This is a genomic window from Pseudomonas sp. E315 (genome assembly GCF_055406205.1).
Map to the genome: position 1 here is coordinate 101,001 of NZ_JBUZPJ010000013.1, position 21,297 is coordinate 122,297.

Annotated in this window: 16 protein-coding genes; 9 read left to right on the forward strand and 7 right to left on the reverse strand. The window is 55.3% G+C overall.

Features of this window, described 5'->3' with window-relative positions; all coding sequences use genetic code 11:
• Positions 1-71: 71 nt before the first annotated feature.
• From urtE to ureC, 7 genes are all read left to right on the forward strand, one after another.
• Complete coding sequence (urtE, locus tag ACZRJQ_RS17590; protein ID WP_463979601.1) at positions 72-770, forward strand: urea ABC transporter ATP-binding subunit UrtE; 699 nt, start codon at positions 72-74, stop codon at positions 768-770.
• 33 nt (positions 771-803) lie between these two features.
• Positions 804-1,643 carry an urease accessory protein UreD gene (locus ACZRJQ_RS17595; RefSeq protein WP_463979602.1) on the forward strand — a complete coding sequence of 280 codons (840 nt, stop codon included), beginning with the start codon at positions 804-806 and terminating at the stop codon, positions 1,641-1,643.
• Positions 1,644-1,774: 131 nt separating this feature from the next.
• Complete coding sequence (gene ureA, locus ACZRJQ_RS17600) at positions 1,775-2,077, forward strand: urease subunit gamma (protein ID WP_463979603.1); 303 nt, start codon at positions 1,775-1,777, stop codon at positions 2,075-2,077.
• Between the two features lie 9 nt (positions 2,078-2,086).
• Entirely contained in the window at positions 2,087-2,629 is a 543-nt protein-coding gene (locus tag ACZRJQ_RS17605) for an N-acetyltransferase family protein (RefSeq protein WP_463979604.1), read from the forward strand.
• Positions 2,626-3,159, forward strand: a complete 534-nt coding sequence (locus ACZRJQ_RS17610; RefSeq protein WP_463979605.1) for a GNAT family N-acetyltransferase — start codon at positions 2,626-2,628, stop codon at positions 3,157-3,159. Before ACZRJQ_RS17605 ends, ACZRJQ_RS17610 begins: the two co-directional genes overlap by 4 nt.
• Positions 3,156-3,464 carry an urease subunit beta gene (locus tag ACZRJQ_RS17615; protein WP_463979606.1) on the forward strand — a complete coding sequence of 103 codons (309 nt, stop codon included), beginning with the start codon at positions 3,156-3,158 and terminating at the stop codon, positions 3,462-3,464. Before ACZRJQ_RS17610 ends, ACZRJQ_RS17615 begins: the two co-directional genes overlap by 4 nt.
• Positions 3,465-3,586: 122 nt before the next feature.
• The gene (gene ureC / locus ACZRJQ_RS17620; RefSeq protein WP_463979607.1) at positions 3,587-5,287 is read left to right on the forward strand and encodes an urease subunit alpha; all 1,701 of its coding nucleotides are present in this window, start codon (positions 3,587-3,589) and stop codon (positions 5,285-5,287) included.
• A 77-nt stretch (positions 5,288-5,364) separates the two neighbouring features.
• Here ureC and ACZRJQ_RS17625 read toward each other — a convergent pair whose 3' ends face one another.
• The 4 genes from ACZRJQ_RS17625 to cbpA form a co-directional block, all read right to left on the reverse strand.
• Positions 5,365-10,599 carry an NEL-type E3 ubiquitin ligase domain-containing protein gene (locus ACZRJQ_RS17625; protein ID WP_463979608.1) on the reverse strand — a complete coding sequence of 1,745 codons (5,235 nt, stop codon included), beginning with the start codon at positions 10,597-10,599 and terminating at the stop codon, positions 5,365-5,367.
• A gap of 146 nt (positions 10,600-10,745) precedes the next feature.
• A complete protein-coding gene (locus tag ACZRJQ_RS17630) occupies positions 10,746-15,875 on the reverse strand; it encodes an NEL-type E3 ubiquitin ligase domain-containing protein (RefSeq protein ID WP_463979609.1) in 5,130 nt (1,709 codons plus the stop codon).
• 127 nt (positions 15,876-16,002) lie between these two features.
• Positions 16,003-16,308, reverse strand: a complete 306-nt coding sequence (locus ACZRJQ_RS17635; RefSeq protein ID WP_463979610.1) for a chaperone modulator CbpM — start codon at positions 16,306-16,308, stop codon at positions 16,003-16,005.
• 2 nt (positions 16,309-16,310) lie between these two features.
• On the reverse strand, positions 16,311-17,222 hold the full coding sequence (cbpA, locus tag ACZRJQ_RS17640; protein WP_463979643.1) for a curved DNA-binding protein: 912 nt from the start codon (positions 17,220-17,222) through the stop codon (positions 16,311-16,313).
• A 303-nt stretch (positions 17,223-17,525) separates the two neighbouring features.
• Here cbpA and ACZRJQ_RS17645 point away from each other — a divergent pair, with 303 nt between their 5' ends.
• Entirely contained in the window at positions 17,526-18,791 is a 1,266-nt protein-coding gene (locus ACZRJQ_RS17645; RefSeq protein WP_463979611.1) for an Hsp70 family protein, read from the forward strand.
• An 83-nt stretch (positions 18,792-18,874) separates the two neighbouring features.
• Here the strand turns inward: ACZRJQ_RS17645 and ACZRJQ_RS17650 are convergent, their stop codons facing one another.
• Positions 18,875-19,885 carry an AI-2E family transporter gene (locus ACZRJQ_RS17650; protein WP_463979612.1) on the reverse strand — a complete coding sequence of 337 codons (1,011 nt, stop codon included), beginning with the start codon at positions 19,883-19,885 and terminating at the stop codon, positions 18,875-18,877.
• Between ACZRJQ_RS17650 and ACZRJQ_RS17655 the strand changes: the two genes are divergently transcribed.
• Entirely contained in the window at positions 19,862-19,981 is a 120-nt protein-coding gene (locus ACZRJQ_RS17655; RefSeq protein ID WP_463979613.1) for a hypothetical protein, read from the forward strand. The genes ACZRJQ_RS17650 and ACZRJQ_RS17655 overlap by 24 nt on opposite strands.
• A gap of 163 nt (positions 19,982-20,144) precedes the next feature.
• Here ACZRJQ_RS17655 and ACZRJQ_RS17660 read toward each other — a convergent pair whose 3' ends face one another.
• Both ACZRJQ_RS17660 and ACZRJQ_RS17665 read right to left on the reverse strand, forming a co-directional pair.
• Entirely contained in the window at positions 20,145-20,435 is a 291-nt protein-coding gene (locus ACZRJQ_RS17660) for a PsiF family protein (RefSeq protein WP_463979614.1), read from the reverse strand.
• 76 nt (positions 20,436-20,511) lie between these two features.
• Positions 20,512-21,297 carry an AraC family transcriptional regulator gene (locus ACZRJQ_RS17665; RefSeq protein ID WP_463979615.1) on the reverse strand — a complete coding sequence of 262 codons (786 nt, stop codon included), beginning with the start codon at positions 21,295-21,297 and terminating at the stop codon, positions 20,512-20,514.

Here is a 21,297-nt window from a genome sequence, read left to right on the forward strand (position 1 = left end):
GCTGCGATCTTTCACGATCAAAAGATCGCAGCCTTCGCCCGCTCCTACGGGGAACGGAAGAGGTTCTTAATATGCTTAATGTCCAGAAGCTGCATCAGTTCTACGGCGGCAGCCACATCTTGCGGGGGCTGTCGTTTGAGGTGAAAGTCGGCGAAGTCACCTGTCTGCTGGGCCGTAACGGCGTGGGCAAAACCACACTGCTCAAGTGCCTGATGGGGTTGTTACCCGTCAAAGAAGGCCAAGTGCAATGGGAGGGCGCGCCCATCACCACCCTCAAACCACACCAGCGGGTGCAAGCCGGGATCGCTTACGTGCCACAGGGTCGGGAGATTTTCGGGCGCCTGACGGTAGAAGAAAACCTGTTGATGGGGCTGTCGCGCTTCCCTGGCAGCGAGGCCAAAACAGTGCCCGCGTTTATTTACGAACTGTTCCCGGTGTTGCTACAAATGAAACACCGACGCGGCGGCGATTTGTCTGGCGGCCAACAGCAACAGTTGGCCATTGGCCGTGCGCTGGCTAGCCGCCCGCGGTTGCTGATCCTTGATGAACCCACCGAAGGCATCCAACCGTCGGTGATCAAGGAAATCGGCGCCGTGATCAAAATGCTCGCGGCGCGGGGCGACATGGCGATTTTGCTGGTTGAGCAGTTTTACGACTTTGCCGAAGAGCTGGCCGATCAGTACCTGGTGATGTCACGGGGTGAAATTGTGCAGCAAGGTCGTGGTGAAAATATGCAAACAGAGGGTGTGCGCGGGCTGGTGACGATTTAATCTGTCGCACCTTGCATAGGAAATATCCTACCCATGAACCTGCCTGCCAATACCGCATTGTTCACCCCCAACTGGCATGCCGAGCTGGAGCTGGGCTATGGGCGTTTTGGTGATTGCACGCGCCCAACCCTGCGCCGCCATCTCGGGCCACTGCGGGTACAAAAACACCTGTACGCCGAAGGCCCCGAGGTGTGCCAACACATCATCGTCCACCCACCGGGCGGGATTGCAGGCGGCGACCAACTGAACATCAACGTGCGCGTGGGGCCTGATGCCTGGGCGCAATTGACCAGCCCCGGCGCAGCCAAGTGGTATCGCGCGGCAGGCCCGGCCTATCAGGCCATTGAGCTGAGCGTGGCAGCAGGCGCGACCCTGGAATGGCTGCCCCAAGAAACCATCGTATTCAGCGCCGCGCAGGCCGAACTCAGCACCCGCATTGAGCTTGAAGGCGATGCCCGGTTGTTTTATTGGGACATGGTGGCGCTTGGGCGGCTGGCCAGCGGTGAGCGTTTTGAGCAGGGACACTTTCAATCACATCTCGACATTCGTCGTGACGGCCAATTGCTGTGGCACGAGCGCCAGCGCATTCTAGGCAACGACGGGCTGCTGGACTCGCCCATCGGGCTGGACGGCAACCCGGTGTTCGCAACACTGCTGGTAACGGGTGACATCAGTGCTGAGTTGCTGGAAACCTGCCGCAACTTGCCCAACCCGGTGCGTGGCGATTTGACTCAATTACCGGGTTTACTGGTGGCGCGTTGTTTGGCGAGTGAAGCTTTAGAGGCACGGGGCTGGATGATTGATTTATGGCGCTTATTGCGCCCGGTGTTGCTGGGCCGCGAAGCGCTAGCGCCGAGAATTTGGAGTACGTAAGAAATCGAACAGTAGGCGCGAGCTTGCTCGCGATGCAGGCGTCGCGGCTTGTCAGTAATGACGCTCTGATGCGATCGCGAGCAAGCTTGCGCCAACAAGGAATTTTTAAACTTTCAATACACGGACCCATCATGGACCTGACCCCACGCGAAAAAGACAAGATGCTGATCTTCACCGCCGGCCTGTTGGCTGAGCGACGGTTGGCCCGCGGCGTGAAGCTCAATTACCCGGAAACCATTGCCTATATTTCTGCCGCCCTGCTCGAAGGCGCCCGCGATGGTCGTACTGTCGCCGAGCTGATGCACTACGGCACCACGCTGCTCAGCCGCGAGCAAGTGATGGAGGGCATCCCGGAAATGATCCCCGACATCCAGATCGAAGCCACCTTCCCGGACGGCACCAAGCTGGTCACTGTCCATCAACCCATCGCCTGAGGCTGCACCATGCCCTACGTTATTCGTGATGCTGTCGCGGCGGATCTGCCGGCGATTCGCGATATTTACAACGATGCCGTGCTCAACACGCTCGCCATCTGGAACGAGCAAACGGTGGATCTGGACAATCGCCAGCAGTGGTTCAACGCCCGCGTGGCGCAGGGTTATCCGATTTTGGTGATCGTCGATGACGCCAATGTGGCGCTGGGCTATGCCTCTTTTGGCGACTGGCGACCCTTTGAAGGCTTTCGCCATACCGTCGAGCACTCGGTGTACATCCACCCCGAACAGCGCGGCAAGCGTCTGGGCCCTCAGTTATTGGCAGCGCTGATCGAGCGAGCCAAAGCGTGCAATAAACACGTGATGGTCGCGGCCATTGAAGGCGGTAATGCGGCGTCGATTCATGTGCATAAACAGCTGGGCTTTGTGACCAGCGGGCGCATGCCACAAGTGGGCATCAAGTTCGGACGCTGGCTCGACCTGACGTTTATGCAACTGATGCTCAACCCCGGCGCGTTACCACCGGCCGCCACACCGGAGCGCGCGCAATGAATACCGAACAGGTGATTCAAGTCACCGCGCAAACCTTCGCTCACTACCGCGATGACTTGATCGTGTTGCTGCTGGACGCCGTTCAGCATGGCGCCTCGGTCGGCTTCATGGACGATCTGGATCTGCCCCAAGCCCATCACTACTTCAACGAGGTGCATGCCCAGTTGGAACAAGGCAGCCTGTTGTTGTGGGTGCTGGTCGAAAACCAGCGCGTACTGGCCAGCGTGCAACTGGCCTTGTGTCAAAAAACCAATGGGTTGAACCGCGCCGAAGTGCAAAAACTGTTGGTGCTTCACGAGGCACGCCGCCGGGGGCTTGGCCAGTTGCTGATTCACGCACTGGAGCAAGGCGCACGCGAGCAAAAACGCGGCCTGTTGCACCTGGACACCGAAGCGGGCTCCCCAGCTGAAAACTTTTACAGCGCGCTGGGTTACACCCGCGTGGGCGAGCTGCCCAACTATTGCCGCAGCCCGGACGGCCATTACAGCCCCACCGCCATCTACTTCAAAACCTTGGGAGAACCGGCATGATTCCGGGCGAATACAAGATTGAAGCGGGCGAAATTGAGCTGAACGTGGGCCGTCGCACCCTGAGCCTGAGCGTGTCCAACCGTGGCGACCGACCGATTCAGGTGGGTTCGCACTATCACTTTTTTGAAACCAACGACGCGTTGAGCTTTGATCGCGCCGACAGCCGTGGCATGCGCCTGAACATCCCGGCGGGCACGGCGGTGCGTTTTGAGCCGGGCCAGACCCGCGACGTGGAGTTGGTGGAATTGGCTGGATTGCGCCGGGTGTTCGGTTTTGCCGGGCGCATCATGGGGGCGCTGGATTAGCCCTTGCTCTGTAGTCGCTGCCGCAGCAGCTCGCAAATCCAACGCAAACGAAGGTCCTTCGGCCCTTATCGCAGCCTTCGGCAGCGACTACAGGGTTTGGTTTACATGCTTAGGAACTCGCAATGAAAATTTCTCGTCAGGCTTACGCTGATATGTTCGGCCCCACTGTTGGCGATAAGGTTCGTTTGGCCGACACCGAGCTGTGGATCGAGGTTGAGCAAGACTTCACCACCTACGGCGAAGAAGTGAAGTTTGGGGGCGGTAAGGTGATTCGCGACGGCATGGGCCAAAGCCAGTTACTCGCCGCTGAAGTGGTGGACACGCTGATTACCAACGCGCTGATCGTCGATCACTGGGGCATCGTCAAAGCCGACGTGGGGCTTAAAAACGGCCGCATTCATGCCATCGGCAAAGCTGGCAACCCGGATATTCAGCCCAACGTGACCATCGCCATTGGCGCCAGCACCGAAGTCATTGCCGGTGAAGGCATGATTCTGACGGCTGGCGGGGTCGACACCCATATCCACTTCATCTGCCCGCAGCAGATCGAAGAAGCCCTCATGAGCGGCGTCACGACCATGATCGGCGGCGGCACGGGGCCTGCGACAGGCACTAACGCCACCACCTGCACCTCGGGCCCGTGGCACATGGCGCGCATGCTGCAAGCCGCTGACTCGTTCCCGATGAACATGGGCTTTACCGGCAAAGGCAACGCCAGCCTGGCGCAACCCTTAATCGAGCAAGTGGAGGCCGGAGCCATCGGCCTGAAGCTGCATGAAGACTGGGGCACCACGCCCGCCGCCATCGATAATTGCCTGAACGTGGCGGATCTGTACGACGTGCAAGTGGCGATCCATAGCGACACGCTCAATGAGTCCGGGTTTGTCGAAACCACGCTGGCCGCGTTTAAGGGTCGCACTATTCACACCTATCACACCGAAGGCGCAGGCGGCGGCCATGCACCGGACATCATCAAGGCCTGCGGCCTGACCAATGTGCTGCCCAGTTCGACCAACCCGACGCGCCCTTTTACCCGTAACACCATCGACGAACACCTCGACATGCTGATGGTGTGCCATCACCTTGACCCGAGTATTGCCGAAGATGTGGCCTTCGCTGAAAGCCGCATCCGCCGCGAAACCATCGCCGCCGAAGACATCCTGCACGACCTTGGCGCGTTCTCGATGATCAGCTCCGACAGCCAGGCAATGGGCCGCGTGGGCGAGGTCATCACGCGCACGTGGCAAACCGCCGACAAGATGAAAAAACAACGCGGCCCACTGGCCGAAGACAGCCCCGGCAACGATAACTTTCGCGCCAAGCGTTACATCGCCAAATACACCATCAACCCGGCCATCACCCACGGCGTGAGCCATGAAGTGGGGTCGATTGAAGTGGGTAAGTGGGCCGATTTGGTGCTGTGGCGTCCTGCCTTTTTTGGGGTTAAACCGACCCTGATTCTCAAGGGAGGAGCCATTGCCGCCAGCCTGATGGGCGACGCGAACGCTTCGATCCCAACGCCTCAACCGGTGCATTACCGCCCCATGTTCGCCAGCTATGGCGGTTCGCGCCATGCCACCTGCCTGACGTTTATCAGCCAGGCCGCATTCGATGCTGGCGTACCTGAAACACTGGGCTTGAAGAAGCAAATCGCGGTGGTCAAAGGCTGTCGCGATGTGCAAAAAACCAACCTGATTCACAACGGATATCTGCCCAATATCGAGGTCGATCCCCAGACGTATCAGGTCAAGGCCGATGGCGTACTACTGTGGTGTGAGCCCGCAGACGTACTGCCAATGGCGCAGCGTTATTTTTTGTTTTGATTAAGGACGTCTCAGTAAAAAGGCCCAAGGCCACGGCATGAACCGTGACCTTGGGCCTGGCAATACAGGGCAACGTCTCAGGAGAGCGGTGCCGCTGCATCGTCTAGCGCCAGCTCTTGCTGGTTGCTGATGACCCGATCAGTCAGCGTTCGGTACAACGCTTTCATTTCTGCATCCAAATCTACAAAAGCCGCGTCAAATTCGGCTTCGGTCATCGCTCGACCATAAACAACCTCACTCTGCGGCATGCCCAACTTGCGAACCGCTTGGTCGATCTCGGTATGCCAAACCTGCTTTTTCTCCTCGGGCAAATCCGGGTTCATGAGCAGATTTTCTTGGGCCTCATGAAAATCAAATAACGCCGCATTTTTTTCTCGCAACGTGCCAAACACGCTGCTGTTGGTGCGCTCAATGAACTCGCGCCACAGCGGCATTTCAATCAATTGCTCACGCAGGCCATCTTCCTCCTCCAACGTCAGCACGCGCTCATAAGCACTCTCCAGCATTGCTGGGGTCACATCGGGCTCAGTGAAAAACATCTCTGACTGCCAAGGTAGCTCCAGTCGCGCGGCCAGTTTACTGGTGTACGCCAGATAAATTTCCACCTCGTCAATGAGTGGGATCGGCTCACCCTGCGCATCTCGCCGCACAACGGGGAACCCATTTACATCGAACTCGGGCATTACCCGCCCTTGCTCCAGTAATTCTGTGACCCGCGCCCTTGCGATTCGCCCTAATTCATCCAGCCTGGCTCTGCCTTTGGCCAATGAGAAAAGCTTGGACCTGAGCAGTTCAGGACTGCCTGACGCGTAGGCCTCATACGCGAGCACCTCAACGCCCATCGCATTGAACAACTGAGCCCCGGCATCAACACAGGTTGTAGGCGCCAACGCCATGTCGAACAATTTATCGCGCACAACTGGGGACGCTTCGATGGCTTGCAACATGCGCCAGACTTTGGCCTGCATATCGACCTTAAACGCTGGTGTTCTGTTGCTCCACCCTTCGGACAGTTGATAAATGGCATCGAAAAACGGTTCTGAACCGACTTCTGCTTCAACGCTATCCCACAGAGCAGATTTCAAGACTCGCTGCTCTGCAGGTAAATCTCGCATCCAAAATTCACTGCCCATCCGGCCCATTCGGGGCGATTGCCGGTAAGTGTCATACCCCACGGATTCGCGATACTGACTCAGTGTTTCCCACACAGTCGGTGACACGCTATCGACACTCACGGCACTACTTGCCAGCATTCCAGCCTTATGAGAGCCGGGCGCCACGTCGGCGATAACCGTCAGCGGGTTATCCCTCAAATCAATCAGGAATCCACGTGGTCTGGGTTTGCTCAAAAAACCTGTTGGCCAACGATCAAGCCCACAGTTAAAGAGATGCAACGCCCTGAGGTTGGGCATCTGAGAGATGTCGACTTGTTTGCCCAACGGATTACCTGACAGCGATAACAACTCCATCCTTACAAGCCTACGCAATTGAGCAACTGACTCATCCGTTAACACAATTCGATTGTTCTGAAGCCCCAGCGCTTCTAGATGAGGAATGTCGGCGATCGCCTCAGGAATGCGTGTTAGCTGATTACCCGAAAGATCAAGTTCACGTACGCGCTTAAACGAGGACAAAAAGGTGTTAATGCCGTCTGTAACCTGAGTATTTCGCAATGTAATTGCACTGACGTGATCAAAGTTGGCCTCCAGCGCAGGCAAGCTTTCGAGCACTTCGCGCAGATTTTTTTGATCAAACTCCAAGCGTTCACCCAACACTCTGCCGGAGAGCACATCCTTGTCGCCTACTCTTCGCCAAGCATCAGTCAGCATTGCTCTGACAATTTTTCTGTCGCGCAGGATCGCCCGCTGAGCCCCCGTTAAAACGCTGGTAACAGGAACGCCGTTAATCGGCGATGCAGTCCATTCAAGCAGTGTCGTTTCCAGCTTCCAATACTCACGTTCAAGGTCAATCAGTCGCTGCTCGGTCTGTTCACCGTGAAGCCGCATAAACGACTTAAAGTCCATGTACCAATCAGACATCGCCCACTCCCCGACACTGACGCGGGCCTCTGTCGGGTACAGCACGCGGTATCTGGCGTTCAACTCCCCTAGCCTGAACGCGCCCGGGGCACCTCGACCACTGAGCAGATAGCCCAGCCGCCCCGTCATTAACTGTTTGGGGGCGTTAAAAAAGTCGGGCGTTTCGGGTTGCATCTTCAGCAGCGGGCGCAGCTCAACGCGTGACAGTGCGTGTTGCTGGATGCTGAGTTTCAACTCATCACCTTGCCAGCTGTGGGGCAAACCTAAAGAGGCCCGATGAGCGTCAGGCAGCGCATGTTGCAGGCTGCGATACAAATCATCACGGCCATGAAGCGCGTTCTCCACTTGGTCGTAGGCCTCGTAGGCGCCATTACCCGTTCTGACCAGCACCTTGCGCTGAGTCGCTTTGGGCGGTCCAAAACTGGCCCGCAGTGGCCCGCGGAAACTGCCATCTCGTATTTCAAGACGCAGGCCATTTGTCCAGCCGGGCAGGTTTTCCAGGGTATTGAGAACCAATGTTTCAGTGTCGCCATTGACCAGGTCTTGCAGATAAAGCCCTCGGTATGCCTGAGACAGTCGCACGTCGCGTTGTAGCCTGTGCGCAATACGCCCCAACCTTAATGGGATTTTCCCTTGGGCGAGCAAGGTCGTTTCTGCAGGCGAGGCGCTGGCCAGCAACTCCCGCACGCTGGCAGTAGGCAAGCGCGTGTAGACCCGCGCAAACAACTCAATCGAATTGAAGTCCGGGTCGGTTTCAACGACTGCGTCGGCGTTCAAACTTTCAAACAACCGCAGTCTGTTGTTTTCCATGTACATGGCCAGTCGTTGCTTGAAGACTTCAATGCGCGCATCACGCCGCGTAGGGATATTGGCCCCTAGCAAATCGTCCAGCTCGCTTGCGCTTAAGGCATCGACCACACGCTCCGGTAACTTTCCGCTCATCAGCTCAACGTCAGTGATGCGAATGACCGCGCCAGCTTGTTCACCGCCCGCGATTGCCGGGGGCTGTAACGCACCGTCGGCCTCAACGACTGAAATTGACGTGTTGCGTGGCCAGCGCGGTAACTCAACCGCAAAGTGCGCCGCATACGCACACACATCTCTAGACATTGCCCCCGCCCGCACTTGGGCGACGACTGATTTGGCCTTGGCGTAGTTATGAAATTGGCGGATGGCATCACGCAATAACATGGGCGTCGGTTCGTTTTCGACATACAGGCGGCGCAACTGATCTTCTGACACATCACTGATGCTCAGAATTTGCTGCAGTTCGCTATCGCTCAGCCCCTCCACCGATGGCCCCAGACGCCGGCGCAACGTCTCTCCTTCCCAGGTCATCGGTTGCTCACCTTCGTGCACCCAAACGCCATCGCCGTTGTACCTGAATTTAGGCTGATACGCCTCGGGGCGAGTGGGGTGCTGGGCGCGGTACTCATCGAATACGGGGTCTTTTTTCAGCAGATACTGCGCCCCCTCATGCAGCAACGTCTGCTGACCATTGTGAGTGTGCAGCCCTGCCTCGTTCACCCATGAGTCAGTCGGGAAATTAATCGACTGCTTGTAAGGGGCCAGATCGGGCTTCCACAACCGCGTAGCCCCTTCAGGCAAAGTGACCGCCTTGAGTTTTTCGATGGCTGGCACCACGGCGACATGCACCACCGCCCCGCCGACAGCCAGCATGGCCAGATTTTCCACCACATCAGTGAGATGCCCCCAAGCGGCATCCGTATCGCCTTCAGACCACTCGACAAAACCATCGAGCACCTCGTACATCAACTGCCCGGCCATCACGACCAGCATCACCTCACCTAACCCCGGCACCATCATCGACACCAGATTGAGCCCCAACATGCCGATGGTCAGGTAGTGCGACAGCCGCTTGGCGCGGTAGCTGGCATCTGTATCTGCGGTAGGGACAGCAGATATTTCGGCATCAGAAAATGCTCGGCTGTGCATGACGTCAAACAGCGCCCCCCACACCTCAACCTGCGCCCACAAGCCGTGGATGGAGTGAGCGTTGACATGAAATGACAGTTTTTCACTGAACATCCGAGGCGGTTGCGTAGAAATCGCTGACTCTTGGTTGAGCGACGCGGCAGGCTCACGCACATGCAATAAAAATTTTCCCTGTTCGGCACGACGCCACTCAGTCCCCCACGGCTGGGCAGGCTCGCTTGTCGAAACCTTGGTCAACCTGCGGTAGTAGTAAGGCAGGTGTTTACGCTCAATGAAGCGCGTCAGAAAATGCTGATAAGGCGTAAGCCCATTCACCTCTGCGGACGATGGTGCCGACAGCTTGCGAGTCAGCTCGTCGCTGAAGGCGTCAAAGGTGGCGTAGTACTTGAACGGATGCTCGGGGTCACCCGGAATCCACACAATAATGCCGCTGGTGTAGTGATATTTAACACTCAGGTCAATCACCAGACAGCCATGAAGGCTAATGCTCATCACGCTGGGAATGCGATACCAGACTTGCAGGTCATCACTGAGCATGATGGCTTGCTCATCATTAATGATGCGCTCCACAAGCTCGAAGTGGCTCTGCGTAATATCGCCTTTTAGTTGCGCCAAAAACGCATCCGCCCTGAGGGCATCTTTTTGGTGAGTGATGTACTGATGCCGCAGGTTCTGCTCAGTCACCACACCGGTCGGGCGAAAGAAGGCTTGAAGGTAGCGCTGGTACTGCCCGCCAATATCCAATGTGCGGCACAGTGCCGCAAAGCGCTCAACGGTCAGTTCTGTTTCATAGGGTTGATAACGCCCCAGGCTATCGGGAGTGGTAATAAAACCCGAAGGTGAAGAGAAATAATCCGACTGGGTTTCAGGTTCCTCAAAGTTATGCAGCGCGGCTTGCAATACCGTAAAGGTCTGCACCTTATACCCCGAGGTGCCAATAATAAAGTTGCCCTGCGGCACATAAAGCCGCAAAGAAATATCATGGACAGCCAGTGAAAAACCGATGTTCTTCAACCCGGCCTCTAGCAATGACTGCCCAAACTCTTCGGCCGTCTGAATGCCACTGAGGGTTTTATCCAGCGTGTTTTGAGACGTGCAAACGGCTTCCAGCAGAGGTTTTATGTGTGCTTTTTGCGCAGACGTCGAGTGTACGTACCACGCCGGGAAGCGAGGCTTTGTTTGCTTTAAAGCAGTGCGCCGATGTGGCCCGGCGTTAATCAGGCAGTCAGGAATCGCCTGTTTGATCAGGGAATAATGCTGCCCTTGCTCGGCAGGCAATTCCAACTCAAGCATAGTTGTCTCGTGGGACTCAGACATTGGTAACACCTTGATAAGTAATTGAGTCATGAACTTATCGAGAAGCCTTGAGCTTCAGACTGTACATATGTATGAGCGCCATTTATTACCGACTACAGTCGAGCACGTTGTCAGCGTGCTCACTGGGTCTGTGCCGCTATTTTGTCTTACGCTTGCTGTAACTGGCTGTTTATAAATTGATCAGTCAGGGTTTCGTACAGAGCGTTTTTATCTTGCCCCAAAAGAATAAACCTATTGTTGTAAGCCTCATCTGTCATCGGCTGCCCATAAAAAATATCAGCCCTCGGGATGTTCAATACGCGAGCCGCCATATCAATTTCGGCACGTAACGCATGCTGCTGGCGATCCGATAAATGCCCATTGCTAAATAACGTAGTTTGCGCCCCTTGATACTCAGACAACGCATCGTACTGCCCTTTAAGCGCACCGAATTCGTGGCTATGGGTACGTTCGATGAATTTGCGCCAAAACGACATTTCAACTAGCTGATTACGTAACCCATCACCGACTTCTAGGCCCCGTACGTATTCATACGCACTATCAAGCATCTGCGGGGTAACATCCGGCTCATCGAAAAACATTTCAGACTGCCAAGGCAAATTTAATCGATTGGCCAGTTTGCTGGTGTAGGCCAAATAGACTTCAACCTCATCAATATTTTCCCGCCCCTGTGCTTGCCACTCACTAATACGAGCCCTTGCAATACGACCCAACACATCTAGCCTGCTTCTGCCTATCGCCAGTTGATACACCTGAAATTTGACCAATGCTTCAGTGGGCGCCCTATAGGCCTCGTGCAGAAGTACCCTTACACCCATTGCATTAAACAATTGCGCACCCGCATCAACACAGGTAGCAGGTGCCTTGGCCATTTCAAACAATTTGCGACGAAGGTCTGCGTCTTTCTCAATGGCCCCAAGCATACGCCACACTTTCGCCTGCATATCGGCTTTGAACGCTGGGCTTCTTTGTGCCCAGCTTCTATTGAGCTTTGCAATTTCAATGAAAAACGGATCGGAACCAGGTTCTGCTTCCACGCTATCCCAAAGCACTTGCTTTAACGCTTGCTGCTCAGCCGTTGCATCGCCCATCCAAATGTCACTGCCAAGGGTTCCCTGTTGAAAAAACTGCTGCTGATTTTCAAGCCCCAGGGACTCGCGATACTGATTCAGCCTCGCTAAAACGTCTTGAGAGATAACATCAGCCGTTACTTCAGTGTGCGCGAGTATCCGAACCTGATCAGAATTAGGTATCGCGTCCGGGATATGAGCCAGCGGATTGTTGGCCAAGTCCAGCACGAAGTCCCGAGGCCTTGGCTGATCAAATAACCCAGTGGGCCAGCGATCAAGCCCGCAGGCTTCGAGATACAAGATATCCAGCCGAGGCATTTGAGCGATATCGGGCGCTAATCCCAGCGACGCGTTACCGGCAAATGACATAAAAGTCATTCTGTCCAAGCCTCGTAACTGTGCGACGGCCTCTTCAGTCAACACAATGTCATTTCGAATAACTGACAGTTGTTCCATATGGGGCATGTTGCTTATTGCCGCAGGCAGACGCGTTAAATGATTATTGGAAAGATCCAGCCCGCGGAGGTTTTTAAACAATGACAGAAACTCATTAATCCCATCAGATACAAGAGCCCCGTTTAAGTTAACTTCGCTGACATGATCAAAGTTCGCCTGTAGTACGGGCAGAGTTTCCAGCACCCCATTTAATGCAGCTCCGTCTAAATCAATAATTTCCCCTGCCCTGCCATAGCTATCAATGTACTTGTCCCCCGTTTTGCTCCAGGCATTGAGCAATTTGCTTCTGACCTTATGCCGGGCTAGCACTATCAAACGCTGAGGCTCTGTTAAAGCCTCCCCACGTGGGGTAACGCCATCAATGGGCGAGATTAACCAGTTATTAAGCATCACATCTAACGTTCGATACTCTCTTTCAAGGCTAATCAGCCACGCTTGTGCATGCTCGAGGCTGACATCCAAGAACGGCTGCAACGCCATCACTACGGCCTCTTCCGACAAGGTTGGGTAAAGCTTGCGGTACTTGGCTTGCATGTCTTGCTCGGCCAATATACGTGCCGTTGATACCGCGCCCCGGCCGCTCAACGGGTAGCCCAATTGTTGGGTGGACACATACATGGGTTGAACATAAAAAGGCAGCCGCTCAGGCTGAATCTTCAACAAGGTTCGCAACTGGTCGCGCGGCAGTGCGTGTTGCTGAATTTTTAATTTCAGCTCATCGCCTTGCCAAACATGGGGCAGGCTCAGCGATGCACGATGATCATCTGTCAGGGCATGCTGAATACTGCGATAAAGATCGTCGCTGCCATGCAGAGCATTTTCGTGCTCATCATAGGTTTCGTATTTCTCATCCTGGGTTTTAACCAGCACTTTGCGATTGGTTGCGCTCTCTGGGCCGTAGCTGGCGCGCAACTCACCCTGATAATGACCCACGCGTATTTCCAGCCGCAGATCGTCATGCCAACCGGGGATGTTTTCGACAGAGTTTAAAACCAGCGCTTCAGTATCGACATTGACCAAGTCTTCCAAATAAAGCCCGCTGTAAGCCTGAGCCAAGCGCGCATTACGCTGTAATTTGCGGGCTGCCTGTCCGATGCGCAAAGGGATTTTCCCTTGGCCTAACAGGGCGTGCTCTGCAGGGCGCGCACTCGCCAGCAACTCGCGCACAGCACCAACAGACAGACGACTGTAAACACGTTGAATCAGCCTAATCGACTCATAATTCAGATCGTGCTCAGGCAATACGGTGACGCTCAGGCTGTCAAACAGCCGCTTGCTGTTCTTTTCCATATGACGCGCCAGTTGCTGCTTAAACTCTTCCACTCGGGCATCACGCGGCCACGGAACACTTTCACCCAACAGTGTTTGCAACTGACGCTCGCTCAACGCGTCAACTACGCGCTCAGGCAATTTGCCCTGCATCAGTTCTGTGAGGCTGATGCTGATTTCATCAGTCCCTGTGCCATAAGTTCTTATCGGCTCCAGGGATTTTTCTACATCTACGATGGAAATAAATTGACTGCTAGGCCAGCCGGGAAGTCTGACTGTAAAAAAAGCGGCTTCGTCGGCCGCCAGCTTTGTCAGCACGCCGTTCCTGATCTCGGCGATTAACGTTTTTACCCGAGCCTGAGCCTTGTACTGCCTAATGGCATCGCGCAACAAAGCCGGCATCGGTTCGTTCTCAACATACATTCGGCGTAGCTGATCGTCAGTGACATCGCAGACACGCTGGATTTGCTCAAGTTCGGGGTCGCTCAACCCTTCTACGGACGCCCCCAATCGGCGCCGTAGCTTCTCGCCCTCCCACGTTGAAGGCTGCTCGCCTTCATGTACCCACACCCCATCACCGTTGTGCCTGAACACAGGTTGATAGGCGTCAGGCTGTGTCGGGTGTTGAGCACGGTAATCACCCGATAGCGGATCTTTTTTCAGTGAATAGTGCGCACCCTCATGAGGCAAAACTTGTTGATCCGCCAACTCGTAGAGCCCGACATTATTGGTTCGAAAGCCCGCTGGTAAATCGAGTGATTGCTTGTAGGGCTTCAGATCCGGTTTCCACAGCCGCGTTGCGCCGTTAGGCAGTGTCACCGATCTGAGCTTTTCAATAACAGGCACCAGCCCAACATGCACAACCCCTGCCCCTATCGCCAGCATGCCGAGGTTCTCTACAACGTCGGTGAGATACCCCCACGCGGCATCAGTATCGCCTTCAGACCATTCGGCGAAACCGTCGATCACTTCACTGATCAACTGCCCGGCCATCACAACCAACATCACTTCGCCCAACCCCGGCACCACCATAGCCACTAGATTGAGCCCCACCATGCCAATGGTCAGGTAGTGCGACAGGCGCTCAGCGCGGTAATTAGCATCCGCAATGACTGTCGGAACTGCCGTGATGCTGGCATCGGATAACATGCGATTGTGCATGCCCTTAAGCCACTCAGCCCACAGCTCAGTCTCTGTCCAAGGGGCTTGGACAAACCCCAAGGCGAGTTTGATCTCTGGATATTCGGTTTGTATCGGAGACAGCTGCGTCTCGGGCTCTTGTAATTCATTGAGCGGTAATGTCGGTTCTCTGACATGCAGCAAAAACTTACCTTGTTCGGCATAACGCCATTGAGTCCCCCAAGGTTGATCAGGCTCTGGGGTTACAGTCTTGATCAGCCTGTGGTGGTAGTACGCAAGATCCTTTCGCTCAATAAAACGGGTCAAGAAATGCTGGTAAGGCGTGAGCCCATTCACGCCAGGCATTGATGACGGAGCGAACAGTTTGCGAACCATCTCGTTCCTGAACATGTGAAAGGCGGCATAAAACTTGAGCGGGTGCTCGGGATCACCTGGAATCCAGACGATCATTTCACCGGCATAGTTGAATTTCGTTGAGAGATAGATCACCAGACAGCCATGAAGTTTTACCTTCGCCACGTAAGGAACCCGGTACCAGACCTGTCGCCCATCTTCTAACGTGATGTCTTGCTCACCCTCGATGATCCGTTGGATCAGCTCGAAATCGCGCTGCGAAATATCACCTTTGAGCCTCGCCAAATGGGCATCCGCCTTGAGCATGTTTTTTTGGTGAGTCAGGTAATCGTCACTCAGGTCCTGCGCGGTAACTACGCCAGTAGGGCGTAAAAAAGACTGGATGTGGCGTTGGTACTGCCCGCCGATGTCCAGCGTGCGACACAGCGCCGTAAACCGCTCAACCGTGAGGCTTGTTTGATAGGTGTCATAACGCCCAAGATTATCGGGGGGCGTTATAAAGCCCGACGGCGAAGGAAAGGCACCGGGCTGGGTTTCGGGTTCTTCAAAGTTATGCAGTGCGGCCTGCAGCAGAGTAAAGGTCTGCACCTTGTACCCACTGGTGCCCGTAATAAAGTTGCCTTGCGGCACGTAAAGCCGCACACAGATTTCATTGACTGGCAGGGAGAAGCCCAACGCTTCCAATTCGGCCTCTAACAGCCTTTGCCCAAAATCCTGAACCGATTGAATGCCACTCTGGGTTTTATCCAACTGATTTTGAGACTCGCACACCGCCTCCATAAGCGGTTTGATTTGCGCTCTTTGGGCCGAAGTCGCCTTGGCGTACCAATCGGGTAATCGGGGCTGGGTGTGTTTGAGCGCTTTGCGCCGATCAGGCGCAGCTTTGATCAAACAGTCGGGGATGGCTTGTTTGATCAACTCATAATGCTGCCCCTGTTCTGAGGGCAGATAAGCTTGAGGCAGGTCGCTTTCGCTAGGCGCAGACATCGGTAGTTCCTGGATAAATGATGAAGTCATCACGTTATCGAGGAACCTTGCGACCAAGGTTGTACATATATGTATGAGCGTGCGCAGGGGTGCAGCCACTGTCGCCAGAAGCCACACCCGTTGAGACTTACTCCGTTACAAACCGGCGCAACTGCTGCTTAAGCCGCTGGTTTTCAGCGCGCAACTGCTGCACTTCTTCGAGCAGGTCGAGCGCCAAGGCGACGCCCTCCCACTCTATGTGCAAATCATCACGCAGCTTGGCCGCACGCCTTGCAATCGCCAGTTCATAGTCTTCAAACCGCCACGCGTCTGGCGTGCGGCCCTGAGGTTCGATAATTCCGTGTTCGACAATCTCTATCACGTAAGTGGCCGGGATATTGGCCTCTTCGCAGAACCTTTCCATGTCCAGCTGAACGATCAGGGTGCTGCTCATGATTAGTTACTCCATTGGGCTCTCGGATCAAATGCCGCTTTTTCGGCGAGGTCTTGCCACAGCGCTTTAGTGGCCTCGTCGGTTTGTTTGGGCATGACCACTTTCAATTGGGCATACAAATCACCGCGCTGGCCTTTTTTGTCCAGCAAGCCATGACCTTTGATACGCAAACGCTGACCGCTTTGGCTGTCAGGGCGAATGGTCAGGTTTAGCTTGCTGGTCAAGGTAGGCACCGCCACCTTGGTACCCAGTGCCGCTTCCCACGGTGCCACGGGCACAGTGATGACCAGATCGTGACCTTCTACATCAAACATCGGGTGCGGCGCGAAGCGAATAATCAGGTACAAGTCGCCATTAGCACCGCCGCCAACGCCTGCTCCACCCTGGCCTTTGAGACGGATGCGCTCGCCGTCTTCCACTCCCGCCGGGATCTTCACGTTCAGGGTCTTGCTGACTCCGCCAATCTGGAAGCTGATCTGTTTGGACTCGCCCGACAGGGTTTCTTCAAGGAAAATCGGCAATTCCATTTCTACATCCTGCCCACGACGGCCCGCACTGCGGCCTGATTGCCCACCAAAGCCATTACCGCGCGAACCGAAGATCGAGCTGAAAAAGTCTGAAAAATCGCCTTGGTCCTCGAAACCACCGCTGGAGCGACCTTGCCAACCTGGCGGCCCCTGAAACGGCTGGCCATGCTGACCGTATTTGCGCAGTTCATCGTACTCTGCGCGTTTTTCGGCACTTTTCAGCGCCTCATACGCTTCGTTGACGTCCTTGAATTTGCTCTCGGCGTCCTTTTCCTTGCTGACATCCGGGTGGTACTTGCGCGCCAGCTTGCGATAGGCGGTCTTGATCGCCTTATCGTCAGCCGTGGGCTCCACACCCAGAATCTTGTAATAGTCTTTGAAGTCCATGTAAGGATCACCATCCGTTATCAATAACGCGCCACTCAAGCCAGCCAAGAATGCTCTACAAGCCCGGCGTATCGATTGACCAATCTCAACCGTGTGACTAAGAGGCGCTGCAAAAGTTTATCGGCAGCCTACGGCTTCATTGAGAATCGCCAGCCAACTGCCCAGCCAATGTCTGGAAGTTTGGGGATGAAGGATAGTCTTTCAAGGGGATTAAAACCTGCGATTTAACGAATAGTCGCGCTTCGGTTCTGCGACCGACTGGCATACACTGCGCGGCCGTTTTTTAACCGGAACACGAAAGACATGAAAAGCGCCTCTGCAGCCCGTGCCTGCGGCATCGACTTCGGCACGTCCAACTCCACCGTCGGCTGGCTTCGCCCAGGCGTGGAAACGCTCATTGCGCTGGAGGACGACAAGATCACCCTGCCCTCAGTGGTGTTCTTCAATATTGAAGAGCGCCGCCCGGTGTATGGCCGTCTGGCGCTGCATGAGTATCTGGAAGGCTACGAAGGCCGCCTGATGCGCTCGCTCAAAAGCCTTTTGGGTTCCAAGCTGATCAAGCATGACACCAGCGTTCTGGGCACGGCGATGCCATTCAAAGACTTGCTGGGGCTGTTTATCGGCCAACTCAAGCAGCGCGCCGAAGCCACCGCCGGTCGTGATTTTGAAGAAGTGGTGCTGGGCCGCCCGGTATTTTTCGTCGATGACGACCCGATGGCCGACCAGGAAGCTGAAAACACACTGATCGACGTGGCCCGCAAAATCGGCTTCAAGGAGGTGTCCTTCCAGTACGAACCCATTGCCGCCGCATTCGACTACGAATCCACCATCGAACGCGAAGAGCTGGTACTGATTGTCGACATCGGTGGCGGTACCTCCGACTTCTCGCTGGTGCGCCTGTCGCCCGAGCGTCGCGGCATGGACAACCGTCAAGACGATATTCTGGCCACCGGCGGCGTACACGTGGGCGGAACCGACTTTGACAAGCAACTGAGCCTGCAAGGCGTAATGCCCTTGTTCGGCTATGGCAGCCGCATGAAAAGCGGCGCCTACATGCCAACTAGCCACCACATGAACTTGGCCACCTGGCACACCATCAACTCGGTGTACTCACAGAAATCCCAGTTGGCCTTGGGCAGCATGCGCTATGACATCGAAGACACAGGTGGCATTGATCGCCTGTTCAAGCTGATTGAGCAGCGCGCCGGTCACTGGCTGGCGATGGAAATCGAAGAAACCAAAATCGAACTGACCCACAACGACAGCCGCCACTTGCCACTGGATCGTGTGGAGGCCGGGTTGAGCGTGGAGTTGAGCCGGGCGATGTTCGAAGCCTCGATCGACAACCAACTGGAGCGCATCCGCAACAGCGTCACACAGTTGCTGACCAACGCAGGCGTAGGTGTCGAGCAGGTTGATACAGTGTTTTTCACTGGCGGTTCGAGCGGTATTCCGGCACTGCGCCAGAGCGTTTCGGCCATGCTGCCGAACGCCCGTCACGTCGAAGGCAACATTTTCGGCAGCATTGGCAGCGGCTTGGCGATTGAGGCTAAAAAGCGTTACGGCTAACCCGACAACACTCGTAGGCACTGGCGAAGGCTGCGACCTTTTGATCTTTTAAAAGCTCGCAACCTGCGCCAGCGTCGACAGGTTTAAACCAGCTCCACCTGCTTCAACTCACTCTTCAAATACGCATAGTAAATCGGCCCCGCCACCACCCCCGGCAGGCCGAACGCGGCCTCAAACACCAGCATCGCCAGCAGCAACTCCCACGATTTAGCACTGATCTGCCCGCCAACGATCTTGGCGTTCAGGAAGTATTCCAGCTTGTGGATAACAATCAGGTAACCCAGCGCCCCCACCGCCACCCAAATGGACAGCGACAAGCCCACGATGGTGATCAAGGTGTTGGAAATCAAGTTGCCAATCACTGGCAGCAAGCCGAGCAGGAAGGTCAACACGATCAAGGTTTTGGTCAGCGGCAGATGCACACCAAACAGCGGCAATACCACCGCCAGAAAAATCCCGGTAAAGGCCGTGTTAAGCAGCGCGATTTTGATCTGGGCAAACACAATATTGCGAAACGCCTTCACCAACAGATGCAAACGGTCGAACAGCGCCGCCGACAGCGGCTTGCGGCGACTCACATCAGGGATGCGCTGCAAGGCAATAATGGCGCCCAGCACCATGCCAATGAGCAAGGTCACGAACATATGCGCAGCGTCTTTTCCGACCAACTGCAAGTCGCTCAAGTGCTTGTTGACCCATGCGCCGATGGCCACCCGAAACTCCGCCGCACTGGCGGGCAAGTAACTGTCCAGAAACGGCGGTAACTGCCCACGCGCTTTGTCGACAACAGCCATGAACTTATTGAGCGATGCCCCGGGGTTTTCAGCCTCGTGCAGCAAAAAGCTGATAGCACCGGCAAAAATCAACGCCAACACACTCACAATCAGCGTGCCCAATAACGCCACGGCCAACCAACGCGCACGGCGCCCTGCAATCAACCTTTGTAGTTGCGGCGTGAGCATGTTGACCAATTCGTACACCAACAACCCGGCAAGCAAGCTGGGCAACAAGCGCAATGGGAAAACCAGTAACAAGCCGCCAGCAATGATGATGTAGCTGGCCAATAAAATGTGACGCTGAGAAAACGATGGCATACAGCCTCAAAACAAGCAGCGCAAAAGGACGGGCAGTCTGCCAGCCTTCGGCGGGCAGCACTAGAATTTCACGGTTTGATCAGCGTTTTACCTTAGCCGCTGCCAAGGTACGACGGCTGCGTTCGATTACGAAGCGATCGTGAATTCAGACTCCCTGTTCTTGCAGGCAAACTGCATTGTCTGAATTTACGACGACTGCGTCGCCGAACGTAGCCTTCGTTCCTCGTCAGCGGCTACAAGATCTGCGCCGTCATTGATCCTATTTTTTCTTCAGGCAATCACTCATAAAAGCTTTGCGTGCATCGCCTTTGAGGGCTTGGGTGCCAGCCGTGGCGTTGCAGGTTTTCATTTTTTCTTGCTGGGTGGCTGCACCCGCAGGCTTGGCTTTGAGGCAAGCACTCATAAAAGCTTTGCGCTCATCACCCTTGAGGGTTTTGGCGCTGGCGTCAGCATTGCAACTGGTCATCTTGTTTTGTTGAGCCGTGGCTGCAAAGCCTTGTGCGCACAGCAATAAACCCATCAGCAGCACAGGAACACGCAACATCTTCATGGAGTTATCTCCTTATGGCCGCACCCGGTGGCAGCGGACTTCTCAGGAGTGTAGACAAACTCTGTTACACGCAGCTTCAAAGATGCTGAGCCTGACGGCGATATTGCTCAGGCGTACACCCCGCCTGACGCTGAAACATCGCAATAAACGCCGACGATGTGCTGTAACCCAGATCAAACCCCACATCCTGAACCGTGCGCGACGATTCCAACGCCTCAATGGCCGCTAAAAAACGCAAGCGCTGGCGCCACTCGCCAAAGCTCATCCCTAACTCGCGCACAAACAACCGCGCCAATGTGCGCTCACTGACATGCACCTGCGCCGCCCATTGCCCCAGCGGGCGGTTATCGCCGGGCTGGCGTTGCAACCCCTCAAGCACACTGAGCAAACCGGCATGACTGGCGTAAGGCAAATAACACTGATGAACCGGCGCCTGACGCAGTTGATCGACCAACACCTGTGCCAGTCGAACGTCAGCGTCACCTTGCGGGATATTCACATCGCGACGGGCAAAGTCACTGAGAATCGCCTTGAGAATATCGCTGATGGCCAGCGTGACGGGTCTGCTCGGCAGATGCTTGCAGTGAGCTGCATCCAGATAAACCGAGCGGTAAACAATCGCCTGTGAATTGTAGGCACTGTGCTCTGTATTGGGTGGGACCCACACCGCGTATTGGGGCGGAGACATAAAACGCTGACCATCGACTTCAAAGCGCATCACCCCGTGAGCCACGTAGTCCAACGAACCCCAGGCATGAGTGTGCGGCGCAGCGTGGCTATCGGCTTCAATCTCGGCGTATCGAAAGTAAACCGGGGCCGGTAATCCATCGAATTTGGGAACGCTGATCAGATTCTTGCGCAT